The organism is Paraburkholderia sp. OAS925 (assembly GCF_040543975.1).
Taxonomy (GTDB): Bacteria; Pseudomonadota; Gammaproteobacteria; order Burkholderiales; family Burkholderiaceae; genus Paraburkholderia; species Paraburkholderia graminis.
In genome coordinates this window covers 2221581-2235799 of the sequence record NZ_JBEUNO010000001.1, presented here as the reverse complement: position 1 = coordinate 2235799, position 14219 = coordinate 2221581, and the positions used below count along the sequence as shown (strand labels likewise).

20 protein-coding genes and 1 tRNA gene are annotated in these 14219 nt (G+C 60.9%); 12 read left to right on the top strand and 9 right to left on the bottom strand.

What is annotated here, in order from left to right:
* Nucleotides 1-44: 44 nt before the first annotated feature.
* Nucleotides 45-425, top strand: a complete 381-nt coding sequence (locus ABIE53_RS09770; RefSeq protein WP_006048807.1) for a hypothetical protein — start codon at nt 45-47, stop codon at nt 423-425.
* A 129-nt stretch (nt 426-554) separates the two neighbouring features.
* Nucleotides 555-1256: a DUF2939 domain-containing protein gene (locus ABIE53_RS09765; protein WP_107707672.1), complete on the top strand. Its 702-nt coding sequence runs from the start codon at nt 555-557 to the stop codon at nt 1254-1256.
* 85 nt (nt 1257-1341) lie between these two features.
* Here the strand turns inward: ABIE53_RS09765 and ABIE53_RS09760 are convergent, their stop codons facing one another.
* Nucleotides 1342-1806 carry a universal stress protein gene (locus tag ABIE53_RS09760; protein WP_006048805.1) on the bottom strand — a complete coding sequence of 155 codons (465 nt, stop codon included), beginning with the start codon at nt 1804-1806 and terminating at the stop codon, nt 1342-1344.
* A gap of 275 nt (nt 1807-2081) precedes the next feature.
* Between ABIE53_RS09760 and nodI the strand changes: the two genes are divergently transcribed.
* Both nodI and ABIE53_RS09750 read left to right on the top strand, forming a co-directional pair.
* Entirely contained in the window at nt 2082-2996 is a 915-nt protein-coding gene (gene nodI, locus ABIE53_RS09755) for a nodulation factor ABC transporter ATP-binding protein NodI (protein WP_006048804.1), read from the top strand.
* Between the two features lie 75 nt (nt 2997-3071).
* Nucleotides 3072-3899: an ABC transporter permease gene (locus tag ABIE53_RS09750; RefSeq protein ID WP_107707671.1), complete on the top strand. Its 828-nt coding sequence runs from the start codon at nt 3072-3074 to the stop codon at nt 3897-3899.
* 81 nt (nt 3900-3980) lie between these two features.
* Here the strand turns inward: ABIE53_RS09750 and ABIE53_RS09745 are convergent, their stop codons facing one another.
* On the bottom strand, nt 3981-4403 hold the full coding sequence (locus ABIE53_RS09745; protein WP_006048802.1) for a hypothetical protein: 423 nt from the start codon (nt 4401-4403) through the stop codon (nt 3981-3983).
* A 211-nt stretch (nt 4404-4614) separates the two neighbouring features.
* Nucleotides 4615-5667, bottom strand: coding sequence for an NADP(H)-dependent aldo-keto reductase (locus ABIE53_RS09740; protein ID WP_192698885.1), 1053 nt, complete (start codon nt 5665-5667; stop codon nt 4615-4617).
* Between the two features lie 142 nt (nt 5668-5809).
* On the opposite strand from ABIE53_RS09740, the gene ABIE53_RS09735 reads away from it, so the two are divergent.
* The 6 genes from ABIE53_RS09735 to ABIE53_RS09710 all read left to right on the top strand — a co-directional run bounded on the left by ABIE53_RS09735 (nt 5810) and on the right by ABIE53_RS09710 (nt 10337).
* Entirely contained in the window at nt 5810-6022 is a 213-nt protein-coding gene (locus ABIE53_RS09735) for a DUF3820 family protein (protein WP_006048800.1), read from the top strand.
* A gap of 104 nt (nt 6023-6126) precedes the next feature.
* Nucleotides 6127-6471: a hypothetical protein gene (locus tag ABIE53_RS09730; RefSeq protein WP_107707670.1), complete on the top strand. Its 345-nt coding sequence runs from the start codon at nt 6127-6129 to the stop codon at nt 6469-6471.
* A 271-nt stretch (nt 6472-6742) separates the two neighbouring features.
* Nucleotides 6743-7981, top strand: coding sequence for an acyltransferase family protein (locus ABIE53_RS09725; protein WP_035570657.1), 1239 nt, complete (start codon nt 6743-6745; stop codon nt 7979-7981).
* Between the two features lie 83 nt (nt 7982-8064).
* On the top strand, nt 8065-9072 hold the full coding sequence (locus ABIE53_RS09720; protein ID WP_310399477.1) for an SGNH/GDSL hydrolase family protein: 1008 nt from the start codon (nt 8065-8067) through the stop codon (nt 9070-9072).
* Nucleotides 9073-9087: 15 nt separating this feature from the next.
* Entirely contained in the window at nt 9088-10161 is a 1074-nt protein-coding gene (locus tag ABIE53_RS09715; RefSeq protein WP_107707669.1) for an acyltransferase family protein, read from the top strand.
* Nucleotides 10162-10211: 50 nt separating this feature from the next.
* Nucleotides 10212-10337 (top strand): hypothetical protein, encoded by a 126-nt coding sequence (locus ABIE53_RS09710; protein ID WP_279635428.1) that lies wholly within the window; start codon nt 10212-10214, stop codon nt 10335-10337.
* A 230-nt stretch (nt 10338-10567) separates the two neighbouring features.
* Here the strand turns inward: ABIE53_RS09710 and ABIE53_RS09705 are convergent.
* Both ABIE53_RS09705 and dusA read right to left on the bottom strand, forming a co-directional pair.
* Nucleotides 10568-10643: transfer RNA gene (locus ABIE53_RS09705), tRNA-His, on the bottom strand.
* Between the two features lie 99 nt (nt 10644-10742).
* Complete coding sequence (gene dusA, locus ABIE53_RS09700) at nt 10743-11744, bottom strand: tRNA dihydrouridine(20/20a) synthase DusA (RefSeq protein WP_107707668.1); 1002 nt, start codon at nt 11742-11744, stop codon at nt 10743-10745.
* Between the two features lie 333 nt (nt 11745-12077).
* Between dusA and ABIE53_RS09695 the strand changes: the two genes are divergently transcribed.
* The gene (locus tag ABIE53_RS09695) at nt 12078-12344 is read left to right on the top strand and encodes a hypothetical protein (RefSeq protein WP_029971350.1); all 267 of its coding nucleotides are present in this window, start codon (nt 12078-12080) and stop codon (nt 12342-12344) included.
* 122 nt (nt 12345-12466) lie between these two features.
* Here the strand turns inward: ABIE53_RS09695 and ABIE53_RS09690 are convergent, their stop codons facing one another.
* The 3 genes from ABIE53_RS09690 to ABIE53_RS09680 form a co-directional block, all read right to left on the bottom strand.
* A complete protein-coding gene (locus ABIE53_RS09690) occupies nt 12467-12841 on the bottom strand; it encodes a glyoxalase superfamily protein (protein ID WP_029971349.1) in 375 nt (124 codons plus the stop codon).
* A gap of 73 nt (nt 12842-12914) precedes the next feature.
* Nucleotides 12915-13157, bottom strand: a complete 243-nt coding sequence (locus ABIE53_RS09685) for a DUF6566 family protein (RefSeq protein ID WP_006048792.1) — start codon at nt 13155-13157, stop codon at nt 12915-12917.
* A 152-nt stretch (nt 13158-13309) separates the two neighbouring features.
* On the bottom strand, nt 13310-13507 hold the full coding sequence (locus tag ABIE53_RS09680) for a hypothetical protein (protein WP_006048791.1): 198 nt from the start codon (nt 13505-13507) through the stop codon (nt 13310-13312).
* Nucleotides 13508-13683: 176 nt separating this feature from the next.
* Between ABIE53_RS09680 and ABIE53_RS09675 the strand changes: the two genes are divergently transcribed.
* Complete coding sequence (locus ABIE53_RS09675; protein ID WP_029971346.1) at nt 13684-13980, top strand: hypothetical protein; 297 nt, start codon at nt 13684-13686, stop codon at nt 13978-13980.
* A gap of 8 nt (nt 13981-13988) precedes the next feature.
* Here the strand turns inward: ABIE53_RS09675 and ABIE53_RS09670 are convergent, their stop codons facing one another.
* Complete coding sequence (locus tag ABIE53_RS09670) at nt 13989-14204, bottom strand: TOBE domain-containing protein (RefSeq protein ID WP_006048789.1); 216 nt, start codon at nt 14202-14204, stop codon at nt 13989-13991.
* Nucleotides 14205-14219: the final 15 nt, after the last annotated feature.

Sequence of the window (14219 nt, the reverse complement as noted above, 5' to 3'; positions counted from 1 at the left end):
CACTCACTACCGCAGCACACACGTTGAATCGCCCGGAGAGCCTCATGGAACGCCTTGCCCGCCTGTTGCCGTTTCGCCAGTTCGGCCGTTTGCGCCATCTGCGCAAGCTGGTGCCCTGCTCACTGATTGAAGCATCCACGGCCGCCACTGCGTCGCTGTTCGATTCGCCGGTGAACGGCTCCGGTGCGCATGCCGCTTCGTCATCCTTACAGGCGTCTTTGTTGCCGTCGTCGTTGCCGGCGTTCGCGCGGGTGTCGCTGAATTCCGGGCTCAACACCGCGGAGCCGGCGCGTCGCGCGCCGGTGCGGGTTTATCACGGGCCGTCGCGGCTCATCATGGTCGGCACCATGGACGCGGTGTGCAGAATGATCGACCGTTGCATCGCCGACGAAACCAACGTCCAGGGCGCGGTGTTCGAGTCCTGATGTGCGGTAAGGTGTGCGGGCGCGTTGCGGGAAACGTCGTTCGTCGCATCGAACGGGAATCATGAGTGGGGATCGTTTCGGCGCAACGCCGGTCCACGTTCGATCTCACCTGATGGAGAATCCCGGCCCATGGCAGCAGTATCAATACGCAAGAAGCGCGGTGCTCGTCCGCTTGTCGTCGCGCTGATCGTCATCGCGATAATCGCCGGCTTGGGCTTTGGCTATGCATCGCCGTATATCGCGCTCAACAACCTCAAACGCGCCGCCGACGCGCGCGACGCGCAGACGGTGAATCAGTACGTCGATTTCCCGGCGTTGCGCGAAAGCCTCAAGCAGCAGGTGACGGGTTTGCTGACGCGGCGGCTCGACTCGCGCGGAAACGGCAACCCATTGGCCGCGATCGGCGCGATGATCGGCGTCGCATTGATCGGCCCGCTAGTCGATGCGTATGCGACGCCCGACGGCGTGGCCGCGTTGCTCAACGGCATGCCGCCGCGCGGCGTACCGGGCGAACGGCCGCCCGCGCCGCCGGCTGCGAGCAATCCGGCTGCGGCAAATGGACCTGCGCCGGCAGCGCCGGGCAGCGCTAATAGCGCGGATCAAAGCGGCGCGGATCAAAGAGCCGGCAATGGCGCCAACTCCGGTGGAGAAGGCAACGCGGCGCATGGCGCCACGCCGCCGCAGCCGCCGGAAACCACCGCCGGTTATCGCGGCATCAACGAATTCGTCGTTACATACCAGCACGGCGCCGGCGACGCGCGTTACTCCGCGATCTTCCTGCGCGAAGGCCTGTTCACATGGAAGCTGGCCGCGGTCAATCTGAACGAGTGAGCGGGAGCGCGGCGCTTGGGCGTTGAAGTTCGCGAATTCGACAGCCGCACTCGCGCCGCGAAGGTCGCAAGCGCGAGCCGTGTGCTCAGGCCGCCTCTTGCTGCTGCTCCTGCGCCGATGAACACGCCACCAGGATACTGCACGACACGCGATCGAGCAGCGGCGTGTTGCCCGCGCCCATCCACCATCGGGACAAGCCGGTGCGGCAGCGGTGGCCGACCACTACGAGGTCGACATGCAGTTCATTGGCCAGATTGGCGATCTCGTCGATCGGATGGCCGAACGCAAAGTGCCCTTGAGCCCGCACGCCGCGCTCCGTCAGCCAGTCCACGCCTTCTTGCAGGATGTCCCGCGCGGTCTTTTCGAAGCTGCCGCACGCGACGTCGGTCAGCAGGCCCGCGCTTTGCGCGATGCTCGAGCGCATGTCCACGACCGAGAGCAGATGCGTTTCCGCTTTGAGGTCCAGCGCAAGATCGGCGCCGCAGCGCAGCGCTTTGCGGCCTTCACGCGAGCCGTCGTAGCACAGCAGGATTTTCTGGTAGCTCGCCATGGTATTTCCCCTTTCCGCAAAAGCGCGGTCTGAGTTAATCATGGTGCGCCGCAATTCAGCTTGCAAGGGATGGAAAACGCTAAGTGCGACTCGTGCATGCCCCTGCCCTGTGCATGCGAGCTTCGCGCCGTTGCGACAGCGTCGGCGGCGTTCATGCGGCGGTGCAAGAAGCGGCTCCGACCGCGCGCCGCAGCGGCCACCCGTTCGCAGCCGATGGCCTAGAATGAGCAGCCTTCCCGGCCATTCGCGCCTTTTCCATGACGTCGATCTCATTCATGCCCGATACCGCCATCCAGTTCGATCAGGTTGAAAAAAGCTACGGCGAAAAGAAGGTAGTCGACGGACTGTCGTTTCACGTCGACACCGGCGAATGTTTTGGCCTGCTCGGACCAAACGGCGCGGGCAAGACGACCACGCTGCGCATGCTGCTCGGCATCGCCGCGCCGGACGCCGGCGCGATCCATCTGTGCGGCGAGCCGATTCCAGGCCGCGCGCGCGTAGCGCGGGCACGCGTCGGCGTCGTGCCGCAGTTCGATAACCTCGACCCGGACTTCACCGTCCGCGAGAACCTGCTGGTCTTCGGCCGCTACTTTGGCCTGAGCGGCGCGCAATGCCGCGCAATGGTGCCGTCGCTGCTCGAATTCGCGCGTCTGGAAAGCAAGGCCGACGCGCGCGTGAGCGAGCTGTCGGGCGGCATGAAGCGGCGCCTGACGCTCGCGCGGGCGCTCGTCAACGATCCCGACGTGCTGATCATGGACGAGCCGACCACCGGCCTCGACCCGCAGGCGCGGCATCTGATCTGGGAGCGTCTGCGCTCGCTGCTCGCGCGCGGCAAGACGATCCTGCTGACCACGCATTTCATGGAGGAAGCCGAGCGGTTATGCGACCGGCTGTGCGTGATCGAAGAAGGACGCAAGATCGCGGAAGGTGCGCCGAGGGCGCTGATCGAATCGGAAATCGGCTGCGACGTGATCGAGATTTTCGGCCCCGATCCGCTCGCGTTGCGCGACGAACTCGCGCCGCTCGCGCAGCGCACGGAAATCAGCGGCGAGACGCTTTTCTGTTATGTGAACGACGCGGCGCCGGTGCACGCGCGGCTCAAGCAGCGCGCGGATCTGCGCTATCTGCATCGTCCGGCGAATCTGGAGGATGTGTTCCTGCGGCTCACGGGCCGCGAGATGCAGGACTGACTTTCGTCGATACCGCACGAGATACCGAAAGAGACACTAGAGAATCACGGCACCAAACCCCGCACGAGACACGCAATGGATGCACGCACCTACCGAAGCAACGAAGCGAGGCCGCCGAGCCAGGCGCTGCTCGCCGCACTGCCCGCCAACGCGGTCAACTGGATCGCCGTGTGGCGCCGCAACTACCTCGTGTGGAAAAAGCTCGCGCTCGCGTCGATGTTCGGCAATCTCGCCGATCCGATGATCTACCTGTTCGGCCTCGGCTTCGGCCTCGGATTGATGGTCGGCCGCGTGGATGGCGTGTCGTATATCGCGTTCCTCGCCGCGGGCACGGTCGCGTCGAGCGTGATGATGTCGGCGAGCTTCGAGTCGATGTATTCCGGCTTCTCGCGCATGCACGTACAGCGCACGTGGGAAGCGATCATGCACACGCCGTTGACGCTCGGCGACATCGTGCTCGGCGAAGTGATCTGGGCGGCCAGCAAGTCGGTGCTCTCGGGCGTGGCCATCATGCTGGTGGCGGGCGCGCTCGGCTACGCCAGTTTTCCGTCGATGCTGCTGGCGCTGCCCGTCATCGTACTGACGGGACTGGCGTTCGCGAGTGTCGCGATGGTGGTGACCGCGCTCGCCCCGTCGTATGACTTTTTCATGTTTTATCAGACGCTGGTGTTGACGCCGATGCTGCTGCTTTCGGGCGTGTTCTTCCCGATCTCGCAGTTGCCCGCCGCGGCGCGCGGTGCGGCGCAAGTACTGCCTTTGGCACACGCCGTCGATCTGCTCCGCCCGGCGATGCTGGCGCGCCCGCTCGATAACGCGTTATCGCATGTCGTCGTGCTGACGGTTTATGCGGTAGGCGGCTTTGTTGTGTCGGCGGTGCTGTTCCGGCGCAGGATGATGAAGTAGCGGACGGCTTCGCGCGCGTTCCTCCAAAGGAGCCGGCGCCCGCGAATGAACGTGCATGACGATGATGGCGATGCCGCGGACTCAGTCCTCGTCGTCGGTCCACGGAATGTCGACGTCCGAGATAAACGCGACCGTCGCGAACGGGCCGCCTTCATGCCGGCCGATCTTGCCGTCGGCACGCTGCCACTCCACGCGAAACACGGTGCCGGGGTCGTCGGCGATCAGGCGCACGGTGCGGATCTCGTCGGGATCGGCGTCTTCCACGGGACCGTCGAGCGAGATTTGCAGCTCTTGCGGCCACAGGCCGTCGGCGGGATCGTAAATCTTGTCGCCGTCCGGGATCAGCGTGAACGCCTCTACGCCGATGGTCGCCGACGCCTCGACGATCATCTTGGCCAGCGCGCGCAGCAACGCAGTCGCCCGCGCCGAATTCGCCTGACGGATTGCAAGATCCCCGCGCGTCAGCGCCTGCTCGAGTTTTGGGTTTGTTTTTTGTTGAGCCATTCGATGTCCTGGTCCTGGTGCTGTGTTTTGTGCAGCGCGGCGGAACAACCGCCGCGGCTGCCGATTCACGGGCCGAGTCGCATTATTCGCGCGCGCCGTTAACTTACGACGTGCCGGATAAGAAGGACAAGCCCGTACTGCTCACCACAGTTTAGGTCGTGATTTGCCGACAGGCAGGCACATTTGCCTTTCGTTGCATGTCCGTGCGAACTCAGGGCGCGGGGTTCGGCTGCAACTGATGCAACGCGTCGATTTCATCGAGCACGTCTTGCGAGAGCTTGACGTCGACGCTCGCAATGTTCTCCTTCAACTGATCGAGCGATGTCGCGCCGATCAGATTGCTCGTCACGAACGGCCGGCTGTTCACGAACGCGAGCGCGAACTGCGCGGGCGAGAGGCCATGCCGCTTCGCCAGCTCGACGTAGCGCGTGGTGGCCTGAACCGCTTGCGGCTTGCTGTAGCGCTGGAAGCGCTCGAACAGCGAAATGCGCGCGCCTGCCGGACGCGCGCCGCCTTCATACTTGCCCGACAGCCAGCCGAACGCGAGCGGCGAATACGCGAGCAAGCCGATGTTGTCGCGATGCGCGTACTCGGAGAGCCCGACTTCGTAAGTGCGATTAAGCAGACTGTACGGATTCTGAATACTGACGATGCGCGGCAAGCCGAGCTTCTCCGACGCGCGCAGGAACTGCGCGACGCCCCACGGCGTTTCGTTGGAGACGCCGACATGGCGCACCTTGCCCGCCTTGACGAAATCGGCGAGCATGGAGAGCGTTTCCTCGATAGGCACCGTGTATTCGTCGTCGACCCACGGATAGGCCGGGCGGCCGAACGTCATCGTGTTGCGGTCGGGCCAATGCAACTGGTACAGATCGACGTAATCGGTTTGCAGGCGCTTAAGGCTGTCGTTGAGCGCCTCGGTGAGATTCTTGCGGTCGAACTGATTGGTTTCGCCGCGGATATGACGCGGATTGTGCGGCTGACGCGCGGGTCCGGCGATCTTGGTGGCCAGCACGATCTTCTCGCGTGCGCTGCGATGCTGCGCGAGCCAGGTGCCGATAAAGCGCTCGGTGGAGCCTTGCGTTTCCGCGCGCGGCGGCACCGGATACATCTCCGCGGTATCGATCAGGTTGACGCCGTGATCGAGCGCGTAGTCGATCTGCGCGTGCGCCTCCTGCTCGGTGTTCTGCTCGCCCCACGTCATCGTGCCGAGCCCGATCAGGCTGACCTGTACATCCGAATCGCCGAGTCTGCGGTATTCCATTGAACCTGTCCTATCGGTTGTATGAACATAAACCGCTGACGTTACCACGCCCGCGCGATGCCTGCAGCACAGCTAAAATGCCGTCGTCGCGGGCGTCTGAAGATGCGCCGCGCTCAACCTTCCTTGCGTCGATCGAATCACGATGAATCCCGAACACCTCGAGTTGCTGGTCACGCGCGTCATGCCCTACGGCAAGTACAAGGGCCGCCTGATCGCCGACCTGCCTGGCCACTACCTCAACTGGTTCGCGAGTCAGGGCTTTCCGCCCGGCGAGATCGGACGGCTGCTTGCGTTGATGCATGAGATCGATCACAACGGTTTGTCGTCGCTGATCGAGCCTTTGCGCAAACGCTAAAGGCGTGGGCCGCGCTGTAACGCGACGACACAAATACGGCTGAACTCCCGGACGCGCGATCTTTCTGACTCTTTAGTGAGGACGTATGGGGACGGGAGACGATCGTGAGCAGACTCTTTGCATCGATGGCATGGCTGGCGATTGCAGCGGGCGTGAGCGGATGCGCGGTCGCGCCCGGCTATGACTACGGCTACGCGCAGCCGTATTACCCCGACTATGGTTATGCGTACGGCGCGCCATACGCACCGTATGCGCCGGTATACGGCACGGTCGGGATCTGGGGCGGCTGGGGTGGCTCCTGCTGCTACCACGGCGGCGGCGGGCACTGGCGCGGCGGTGATTGGCATGGCGGCCACGGCGGTGGCGGCGGGCATGGCGGCGGTTATGGTGGATCGCGCGGCGGCAGCTCGTGGAGTGGTGGCGGCGGGCATGGCGGACGGAGTCATTGAGGCTCGCAGCTCATGCGACGATGGTTGCCGCGATCCGTGCGGTAGAACAAAAGCGGCGTTGTGGTTTCTCACGACGCCGCTTGCAAATGCCTACTGAAGCTTACCGCTGAAATTCTTCGGGTCGCTACGGGGCTCGCAAACGACCCGAACTCAATCGTAATTTCTGCAAGAAGCCGGACCGGGCGGCCGCGCCATGCCTGCGCTCGAGCCGCTGAAATCCTTACCAATTCATGTAGACTCGTCCGCACCGATCCTAAGAAAGATATGGGACATGGGCCTCTACAACATCGCGCCGTACTTTGTCGTCATGGCGGCGTTGTGCTGCCTGTTTGCGCTGCCCATATTCAGGTTTGTGGACACTGTCGGTGGAGACTCCGGGAGAGTCGTCACCATCGACGGCTTGCGCGGATTCCTGGCTCTGTCCGTCATGATCTACCACGGCCTGATCAGCTATAACTACCAGGCGAATGGCCAATGGATCGCGAGCGACTCCCTTTTCTACAGACCGCTTGGCGGCGTCGCGGTGATGCTCTTTTTCATGATCACAGCCTACCTGTTCTGGACGCGCCTATTGAAGCGTGACGGTCGACCGGACTGGAAAGGACTTTATATCGGTCGTCTTTTCAGGATCGGCCCGCTTTACGTCTTTTCCATTCTGGCAATGACTCTCATCGTATTCTGGCGAACCGGCTTTGAACTGCGAGAACCGTTGGATTCAATGGTCTCGAATCTGGGCCGGTGGTTCGCGCTCGGCCTGAACGACGATATGAAACCGATTAATGGATTCCCGTGGACTATATTCATCCTGATGGGAGTCACATGGAGTATCAAATATGAATGGTGGTTTTACTTCTCACTGATCATCACTGCAATATTTATTCAGCTGAGAATGCACCTGACTTTTGCGGTCGTCGGTCTGGCCGCGTCGTTCGCCCTGATTCTCACAACGCAGTCTGACCTGTGGTGCCTTCCTGCCGCGTTTTTTTGTGGCATCTTGACCGCATCGCTGTTGCACGAGGGCATCAAGCCGCGGCTCAGCGCTAACTGGATGTCGATCATGGCGCTTACCGCATTAGCGATAATGTTCTCGTTCGCCAGGACACACGCGGGCGTGATCCAGATCGCCCTGATTGGGATTGCCTTTTACCTGATTTGCAGCGGCGCCGACCTGTTCGGCCTGCTTTTGCTGCGGCCCGCGCAGCGCATGGGGCACATCAGCTATGGAATCTACCTGTTGCAAGGCATCCCACTGACGCTTCTTTTCTGGCATGCGCCATTCAAAGCCTGGGCGCTTTTCTCGCCGACGCATTATTGGACAGCGCTACTGATCTGCGCAGCAGTTTTGTGTGTCGCTGCATCGATCACATTTGCGGCAATCGAACGGCCCTTTATCGAACTTGGAAAATCGCTAACTCGCATAGGCAAGCGCGATGCAGTCAAAATCGAGCCGACGCAATCGCCGCAAAGCGTCGGCTCGATGATGAACAAAAACCAGAAATACAAACGCTAGTTCTTTCTCCTGTCCGAGAAATGCGGCGCGGTGTCTACTTGCCCGCGCATTAACGCCGTCAGGCAGCGCAACGGCTGCTGGCGATGTGCGATGGCGGAAGGGATTACCCGTTTGTGTTCGACCTCGGCTATCGGTCTCAAAGCATACGCGAAGCACCCTGTATGAAGAAGGCATCCGGTCCTCGCCATGCAACGACCCGGGGCATCAAGTGTTGGCCGAATTGGTCGCGTAGCGACTACAGTCGGCGATGCATTAGGCGTGCGTCGACTAATAAGTGTACTATCCCGGTCCGGGTTATTACACTTTCTTACAACGTGATAAAAATAATTTCTGTTGCATGCTTTCTCGCGTGCACCTGCGCCCATGCAGCGGGACCCGAGTGTTACATCACAGATCCGAAGCTGCCTCAATCCTGCGTCGTCGACCCAGCCGCACTGAACCGGTCGGTTATCCAATACGGAGACGATTCGCGCCTTTGGAAAGTTTTCGAGAAAGCCCGGGCGGGTAAACCGATAACCATTGCCGCGATCGGCGGCTCAATCACGCAAGGTGCATGGGCGACGAGTCAGGAAAAAAACTATGTGGGCCGCGTGTTCGGCTGGTGGCGAGCGACCTTTCCGAAAAGCAGGATGAGGCTTGTCAATGCCGGGATCGGCCAGACGAATTCCGAATACGGCGACAAGCGCCTGCAGAAAGACCTACTGAGATACAAGCCAGACTTCGTAATTACCGAGTGGGCAAATAACGATGCCATCACTCCAGAGATGAGAGCGAGCTACAAGCGAGTCGTGCAGCGCATCCTGGCTGCGCCCAATCATCCAGCCGTACTGATGCTTTTCACGATGGATCGTAAGTGGTCAAGCGCGGAAGACAACCAGATCCCAATCGGTCGGGAACTCGGCGTGCCAATGATCGCCCTGCGAGAGGCCATCATGCCTTTGGAGAAGGCCGGGAAATTCGATCCCATGGAGCGCACAGCGGACCCGATCCATCCTAATGACCTTGGCCATCAGATCATCGCTCAGCTTGTCGCATACCGCCTCCAGTCCGGGCTCAACAATATGCACGCGACGTTGTCGGCGAGCAAGTGACAGGAGCACTTATCAATGACACTCGATGATGCTCTCCGGCGTGAAAATAACAACGCGGATCTGTTTCGTTTGATCGCCGCCCTGGCGGTGATATGGGGGCACGCTTTCGGGCTGTCTCCTCGCGAGGGCGAGCATGAGCCAATCGGAGCGCTTTTGGGTTTCGACTACTCCGGCTCGCTTGCGGTCAAGTTTTTCTTCTTCCTCAGTGGGATTCTCGTCACGTCTAGCTGGCTTCGCCAGCCGTCGCCAGTGAAGTTCGCCGTCGCCCGAGTATTCCGCATTTTCCCGGCGCTCATCGTGAGCGGCTCCATTTGCATGCTCGTCATCGGCCCCATGTTGACCTCGCTACCTTTAGGCCAATATTTCGGGAACACCTGGATGTACATCCACATTTTCAAGCAACCCTATATGGGTTACGTGATGCCGGGCGTGTTCCAGAATAATGCATACCAGGATGCGAATGGCTCGCTTTGGACAATCTGCTATGAGCTCCTCATGTATGCAGCGTTACTGGCGCTTGCCATGTGTGGTTTATTGCGATTGAAGGTCGTTGCGGCATTTGCTTGCGGTGCAGTGATCGTTTGGTTTTTGTATCGACCAGACAGCATCTCAATCTTTGGCTTGCCCAACAACAATGATGCTGGACGCCTACCGGCGTTCTTTTCATTTGGCGTCTTGCTGGCACTCTTCAAGGAAAAAATCCGCATCGACGCGCGAGTGGTCCTCGGTACCTATCTCCTTGCATGGCTGCTTCGAGACGGACCAGTGTTTGAATACGCGTTCTATGCTGCCTTCCTGCTGACGCCGCTATGGCTGATGACACTGAGGCCCATCAAAGCGCTTAAACTTCCCGGAGACTATTCATACGGGGTTTACGTTTATGGATGGCCGATACAGCAAACGATCACTGCTTTATTTCCTGACATTAGCCTGCAGCAAAATCAGCTTTTCTCAATTGCTGTGGCTATCGCTGTCGGTGCTGCTTCATGGCATTTTCTCGAGAAGCCTTTCGTCAAAGTCGGGCACCGCCTTCCGGACGTTCTTCAAGCAATCCGACCGATGGTGCCGACCCGCTGGTTTTCAGGATGAAGAGTGTTACATCACCGCCGCTTTTTACCAACCGCAGGTTGGCGTCATTGATGCAATGCGCAGATCATGGCTACGACGAGCACATCAATCCGCTGATGGCTCACATCGCCGAGATCTGCCGTGCCGACAAGATTGCATTCGGTCTCGTTCTTCGGTCTGGCGACATCTTGCAGTAGGCGTCAAACGCCGGGTTTTGCTTGGGCTCCCGTTGCCATCGCCAATCTAATAGTCGTAGTACTCGACCAAATTAACGAGCGGCTGCACCCCTAACGTCGAAATCGTTTTATTCCCCGGTCTCTCTAGCCGGCTTATGTCGACTGCGTAAGTGCGCAGAACGAAAAAAAGCCCGCAACGGTGTGCGGGCTTAATTCCGAAACTTCCAACTGCTTGATACCGCTGAATTCTTTGGGGTGGCTGATGGGGCTCGAACCCACGACAACAGGAATCACAATCCTGGACTCTACCAACTGAGCTACAGCCACCACTGACATCTGCTTTGACTCGCCGGAAACAACTAAAAAACCCGGGTCACCAACGAAGAAACGAGATTATACGAACACAAACGGCGTTTGCCTAGCCCTTTATTCAAAAATCTCGACAGGCTCACGCAGATGCTGTCTCGCCTCGTCGAAGATCGCGAGGTCGCGTGCCGCGAGCCGTTTGCTGTCCGACAGAACGCGCCGCCAGCCGCGCGCCCCCGCCTCGCCGCGATAGAGGCCGAGCGCATGACGCGTGATCGCGCCGAGATACGTGCCGCGCGCCATCTCGGCCGCGCAATACTCGATCAATTGCGCTTCCACCTGCTCGCGCGTGAGCGGCGCCTGCGTCGAACCATAGAAGCGCGCGTCGACGTCAGCCAGCAGATACGGGTTGTGATAGGCCTCGCGCCCGAGCATCACGCCATCGACGTGTTGAAGGTGCGTCTCCACTTCGTCGAGCGTCCGGATTCCGCCGTTGATGATGATCTCCAGGTGCGGGAAGTCGCGCTTCAACTGATAGGCGTATTCGTACTTGAGCGGCGGAATTTCGCGATTCTCTTTCGGGCTCAGACCTTTGAGAATCGCGTTGCGCGCATGCACGATGAAAACATCGCAGCCGGCCTCTGCGATCGTGCCGACAAAGTCGCGCACGAAGCCGTATTCCTCGACGGCATCCACGCCGATCCGGTGCTTGACCGTGACCGGCACCGACACCACGTCGCGCATCGCCTTCACACAGTCCGCCACGAGTTGCGGCTCGTTCATCAGACACGCGCCGAATGCGCCGCGCTGCACGCGCTCAGACGGGCAGCCGCAATTCAGGTTGATTTCGTCGTAGCCCCAGTGCTCGCCGAGCTTCGCCGAGCGCGCGAGATCGTCCGGCTCGCTGCCGCCGAGTTGCAATGCGACGGGCGCTTCGTCGGGCGTAAACGCCAGATGGCGCGGCACATCGCCGTGCAGCAGCGCGCCGGTCGTCACCATTTCCGTGTACAGCCACGTATGGCGCGAAATCATGCGATGAAGCGACCGGCAGTGGCGATCGGTCCAGTCCATCATGGGGGCGACGCTGACGCGGCGCGGACTGGCGGGACGAGCTGAAGACATGGGCGGTAACGACTTGAATCGAAACCGCAATTTTACCGCAACGCGGGAAGCGGCCGGCGTCGGTGCCCCTCGACTGCCCGATAAACCCTTGCAAGATCAGGTATTTGGACTCCGGCCAACGCACAGGAAAGCCGCGGAAAGCAGGGTCGAACCACTGCTAAGCCATATGCGGCGCGGCTCTGACGGATTATTTCAGCAGCGAGAATAGTAATTTCAGATTATCGGCACAAATTTTCGATAGTAGGGGTATACACTGCATTCCATCGACGTAGCAGACACAGCCCACGGCTTCCTGCCACGCCATCCTGAAAATCGAAATCCTGGAGGTACATCATGAAGACCAAATTTATCGCTGCCTTGCTCGTCGCTGTTTCCGCTTCCGTCGCTGCACCGGCTTTCGCAAGCGGCTACGGCCCGGCACCGTTCTATCGCCCGTCCGTCGGCGCACCGGCTTCGCAACAAGGCCAGAACGCGCAAACCGTCGCGGCCGAACGTGCTAACGCCGGCTCGACCGCTTACGGCGGCGTGAACAACGTGTCGTCGCAATCGGGCACCCGCGAACCGGTTTCCGGTCCGCAATCGGTGTTCTTCGGCCACTAAGCACTCGCCGTCGACCCTCCTGCCCCTGCTGCCCAGGTGGCAGCATGCGAACTGGGCGCTGCATCGGATTCCGGTGCGGCGCCCAGTTTCGTTTACGGGAATGAATCGCCACCCACCGCGCGTTACGCCGCCCCTTCTTCCGGCGCCTCACAAAAGCGGATGCGATTGCCAAACGGATCGGCGACTTCCAGCACTTTGCCCCACGGCAGCGCGTCGACACCCGGCTTCGCGTACTTATAGTCCTTCGCATCGAGCTCGGAATGCAGCGCGTCAATCTCCCGTACCGGCACGAAAATCGTCGAGCCGGGCGTCGCGTCGCCATGATGTTCGCTGAGGTGTAGAACCAGATCGGAGCGCCGCACTTGCGCATACAACGGGAAGTTGTCGCCGAAACGGTGTTCCCAATCGACGCTAAAGCCCAGGAAATCCACGTAGAACTCGCGGGCTTTGTCCTCGGAGAAGATGCGGATGATCGGCACAGCAGGCGCAAGATGCATGACGAGGCTCAGCGAGTCGGAATGAGCCGCCAAGCATAGTCGAATACGTTGCCGATTTCACGCGCCGCCGCAATCAAGCCGCGAGCCCCGCGTCGATCACGTCGCGCGCCGCGCGAAAGCCGGCCTCGGCGGCGGCGTGCTCGGTGGGCCAAAGACTGTCGATATGCACGAGCCGCCAGTCGACCACCACCGCGCTCTCGCGCAGCACGCGGAAATGCGCCTTGACGCCGGTGAGCACCTGTTCGACCGCGACTTCGATGTCGTAGTCCTGATAGCGCTCCTTGTAATCGCCCATGTCGAGGCCCGTCGGCTCCATCTTCACTTCCCCCTTCACTGCGGTTCCAATCGCCGTTTATCGCGCGCGAACGCGCCGGCACCGGCGGCAGCGCGGTGCGCTGCAACCTGCCCTTGCCAACCCGCTTGCGGCTCGTTCGAACAAGGTCGCGCAAACGTCGCCCGTCGGTTCGCTCAGTCGCAATCGCCGGAAAGGTACTGCCTGCCGTTGCAGGTGATTTCGACTTCGTCGCCGCTCGATTCGGCGACGAGTCCGCTCGCCAGCAACTGCGCGGTGACGGACTGCGGGAATTTCGGCGCCGGCTGGCCGACGCCCACTTCGTTCAGGCGCCGCAACGCTTCGATTGCTTCGGGACTCAATGACTTCGACATGGCGGTCTCCGTCGACGTGACTGAATTTATCGTAGCAAGTTTCGAGAGCGAATGGAGGCGCATTGGCGCATCGTCACGAGCGAATGGCTCGCGCGTGAATTTTCGCGGGCGACGCCGGTCTACCGGGAAAACCCATGCAACCCGAGCAGACGCGAGGAACGCAAAAGGAGAAGGCGATGAAGCGAAGCACTCTGGCCGCGCTAAGCGCAGCCGCCGCGCTGCTGGCGCTGGGCGCGAGCGGAACGGCGGCATCGGCGACGCCAACGACGACCAACGCGGCAGGCTCGACCACGCCGCCCACGCAAGCAGCGCAACCGGCCGACGCCGCATCGTCGATGGTAAAGCCGCCCGAGTCGGCATCAGGCGCGACCGGCTCGAGCAATCCGGACAACATGCCGATCAAGCGTCCGCGCAAGCCCACCAACGACAAAATGATGCACGAGCCGCCCGCGAGCGGCGCGAACGCGAAATAGCGCGGCGCTTACAGGCGCGCGATCGAGACCTCCGTCGACTTGACGAGCGCGACGACTTCCGAGCCGACCTGCAGCTCGAGTTCGTCGATGGAGCGCGTCGTGATCACGGAGGTCACGATGCCGAACGGTGTGTCGACATCGACTTCGGACACGACCGGTCCGCGGATGATTTCCTTGACCTTGCCTTTGAACTGATTGCGTACGTTGATTGCGGAAATGCTCATTGCGAGTGACTCCAG

Coding starts and splice junctions, on each gene's coding strand:
- ABIE53_RS09770 (WP_006048807.1), top strand. CDS start 45: ATGGAACGCCTTGCCCGCCTGTTGCCGTTTCGCCAGTTCGGCCGTTTG.
- ABIE53_RS09765 (WP_107707672.1), top strand. CDS start 555: ATGGCAGCAGTATCAATACGCAAGAAGCGCGGTGCTCGTCCGCTTGTC.
- ABIE53_RS09760 (WP_006048805.1), bottom strand. CDS start 1,806: ATGGCGAGCTACCAGAAAATCCTGCTGTGCTACGACGGCTCGCGTGAA.
- nodI (WP_006048804.1), top strand. CDS start 2,082: ATGCCCGATACCGCCATCCAGTTCGATCAGGTTGAAAAAAGCTACGGC.
- ABIE53_RS09750 (WP_107707671.1), top strand. CDS start 3,072: ATGGATGCACGCACCTACCGAAGCAACGAAGCGAGGCCGCCGAGCCAG.
- ABIE53_RS09745 (WP_006048802.1), bottom strand. CDS start 4,403: ATGGCTCAACAAAAAACAAACCCAAAACTCGAGCAGGCGCTGACGCGC.
- ABIE53_RS09740 (WP_192698885.1), bottom strand. CDS start 5,667: ATGGAATACCGCAGACTCGGCGATTCGGATGTACAGGTCAGCCTGATC.
- ABIE53_RS09735 (WP_006048800.1), top strand. CDS start 5,810: ATGAATCCCGAACACCTCGAGTTGCTGGTCACGCGCGTCATGCCCTAC.
- ABIE53_RS09725 (WP_035570657.1), top strand. CDS start 6,743: ATGGGCCTCTACAACATCGCGCCGTACTTTGTCGTCATGGCGGCGTTG.
- ABIE53_RS09720 (WP_310399477.1), top strand. CDS start 8,065: ATGTGCGATGGCGGAAGGGATTACCCGTTTGTGTTCGACCTCGGCTAT.
- ABIE53_RS09715 (WP_107707669.1), top strand. CDS start 9,088: ATGACACTCGATGATGCTCTCCGGCGTGAAAATAACAACGCGGATCTG.
- ABIE53_RS09710 (WP_279635428.1), top strand. CDS start 10,212: ATGCAATGCGCAGATCATGGCTACGACGAGCACATCAATCCGCTGATG.
- dusA (WP_107707668.1), bottom strand. CDS start 11,744: ATGTCTTCAGCTCGTCCCGCCAGTCCGCGCCGCGTCAGCGTCGCCCCC.
- ABIE53_RS09695 (WP_029971350.1), top strand. CDS start 12,078: ATGAAGACCAAATTTATCGCTGCCTTGCTCGTCGCTGTTTCCGCTTCC.
- ABIE53_RS09690 (WP_029971349.1), bottom strand. CDS start 12,841: ATGCATCTTGCGCCTGCTGTGCCGATCATCCGCATCTTCTCCGAGGAC.
- ABIE53_RS09685 (WP_006048792.1), bottom strand. CDS start 13,157: ATGGAGCCGACGGGCCTCGACATGGGCGATTACAAGGAGCGCTATCAG.
- ABIE53_RS09680 (WP_006048791.1), bottom strand. CDS start 13,507: ATGTCGAAGTCATTGAGTCCCGAAGCAATCGAAGCGTTGCGGCGCCTG.
- ABIE53_RS09675 (WP_029971346.1), top strand. CDS start 13,684: ATGAAGCGAAGCACTCTGGCCGCGCTAAGCGCAGCCGCCGCGCTGCTG.
- ABIE53_RS09670 (WP_006048789.1), bottom strand. CDS start 14,204: ATGAGCATTTCCGCAATCAACGTACGCAATCAGTTCAAAGGCAAGGTC.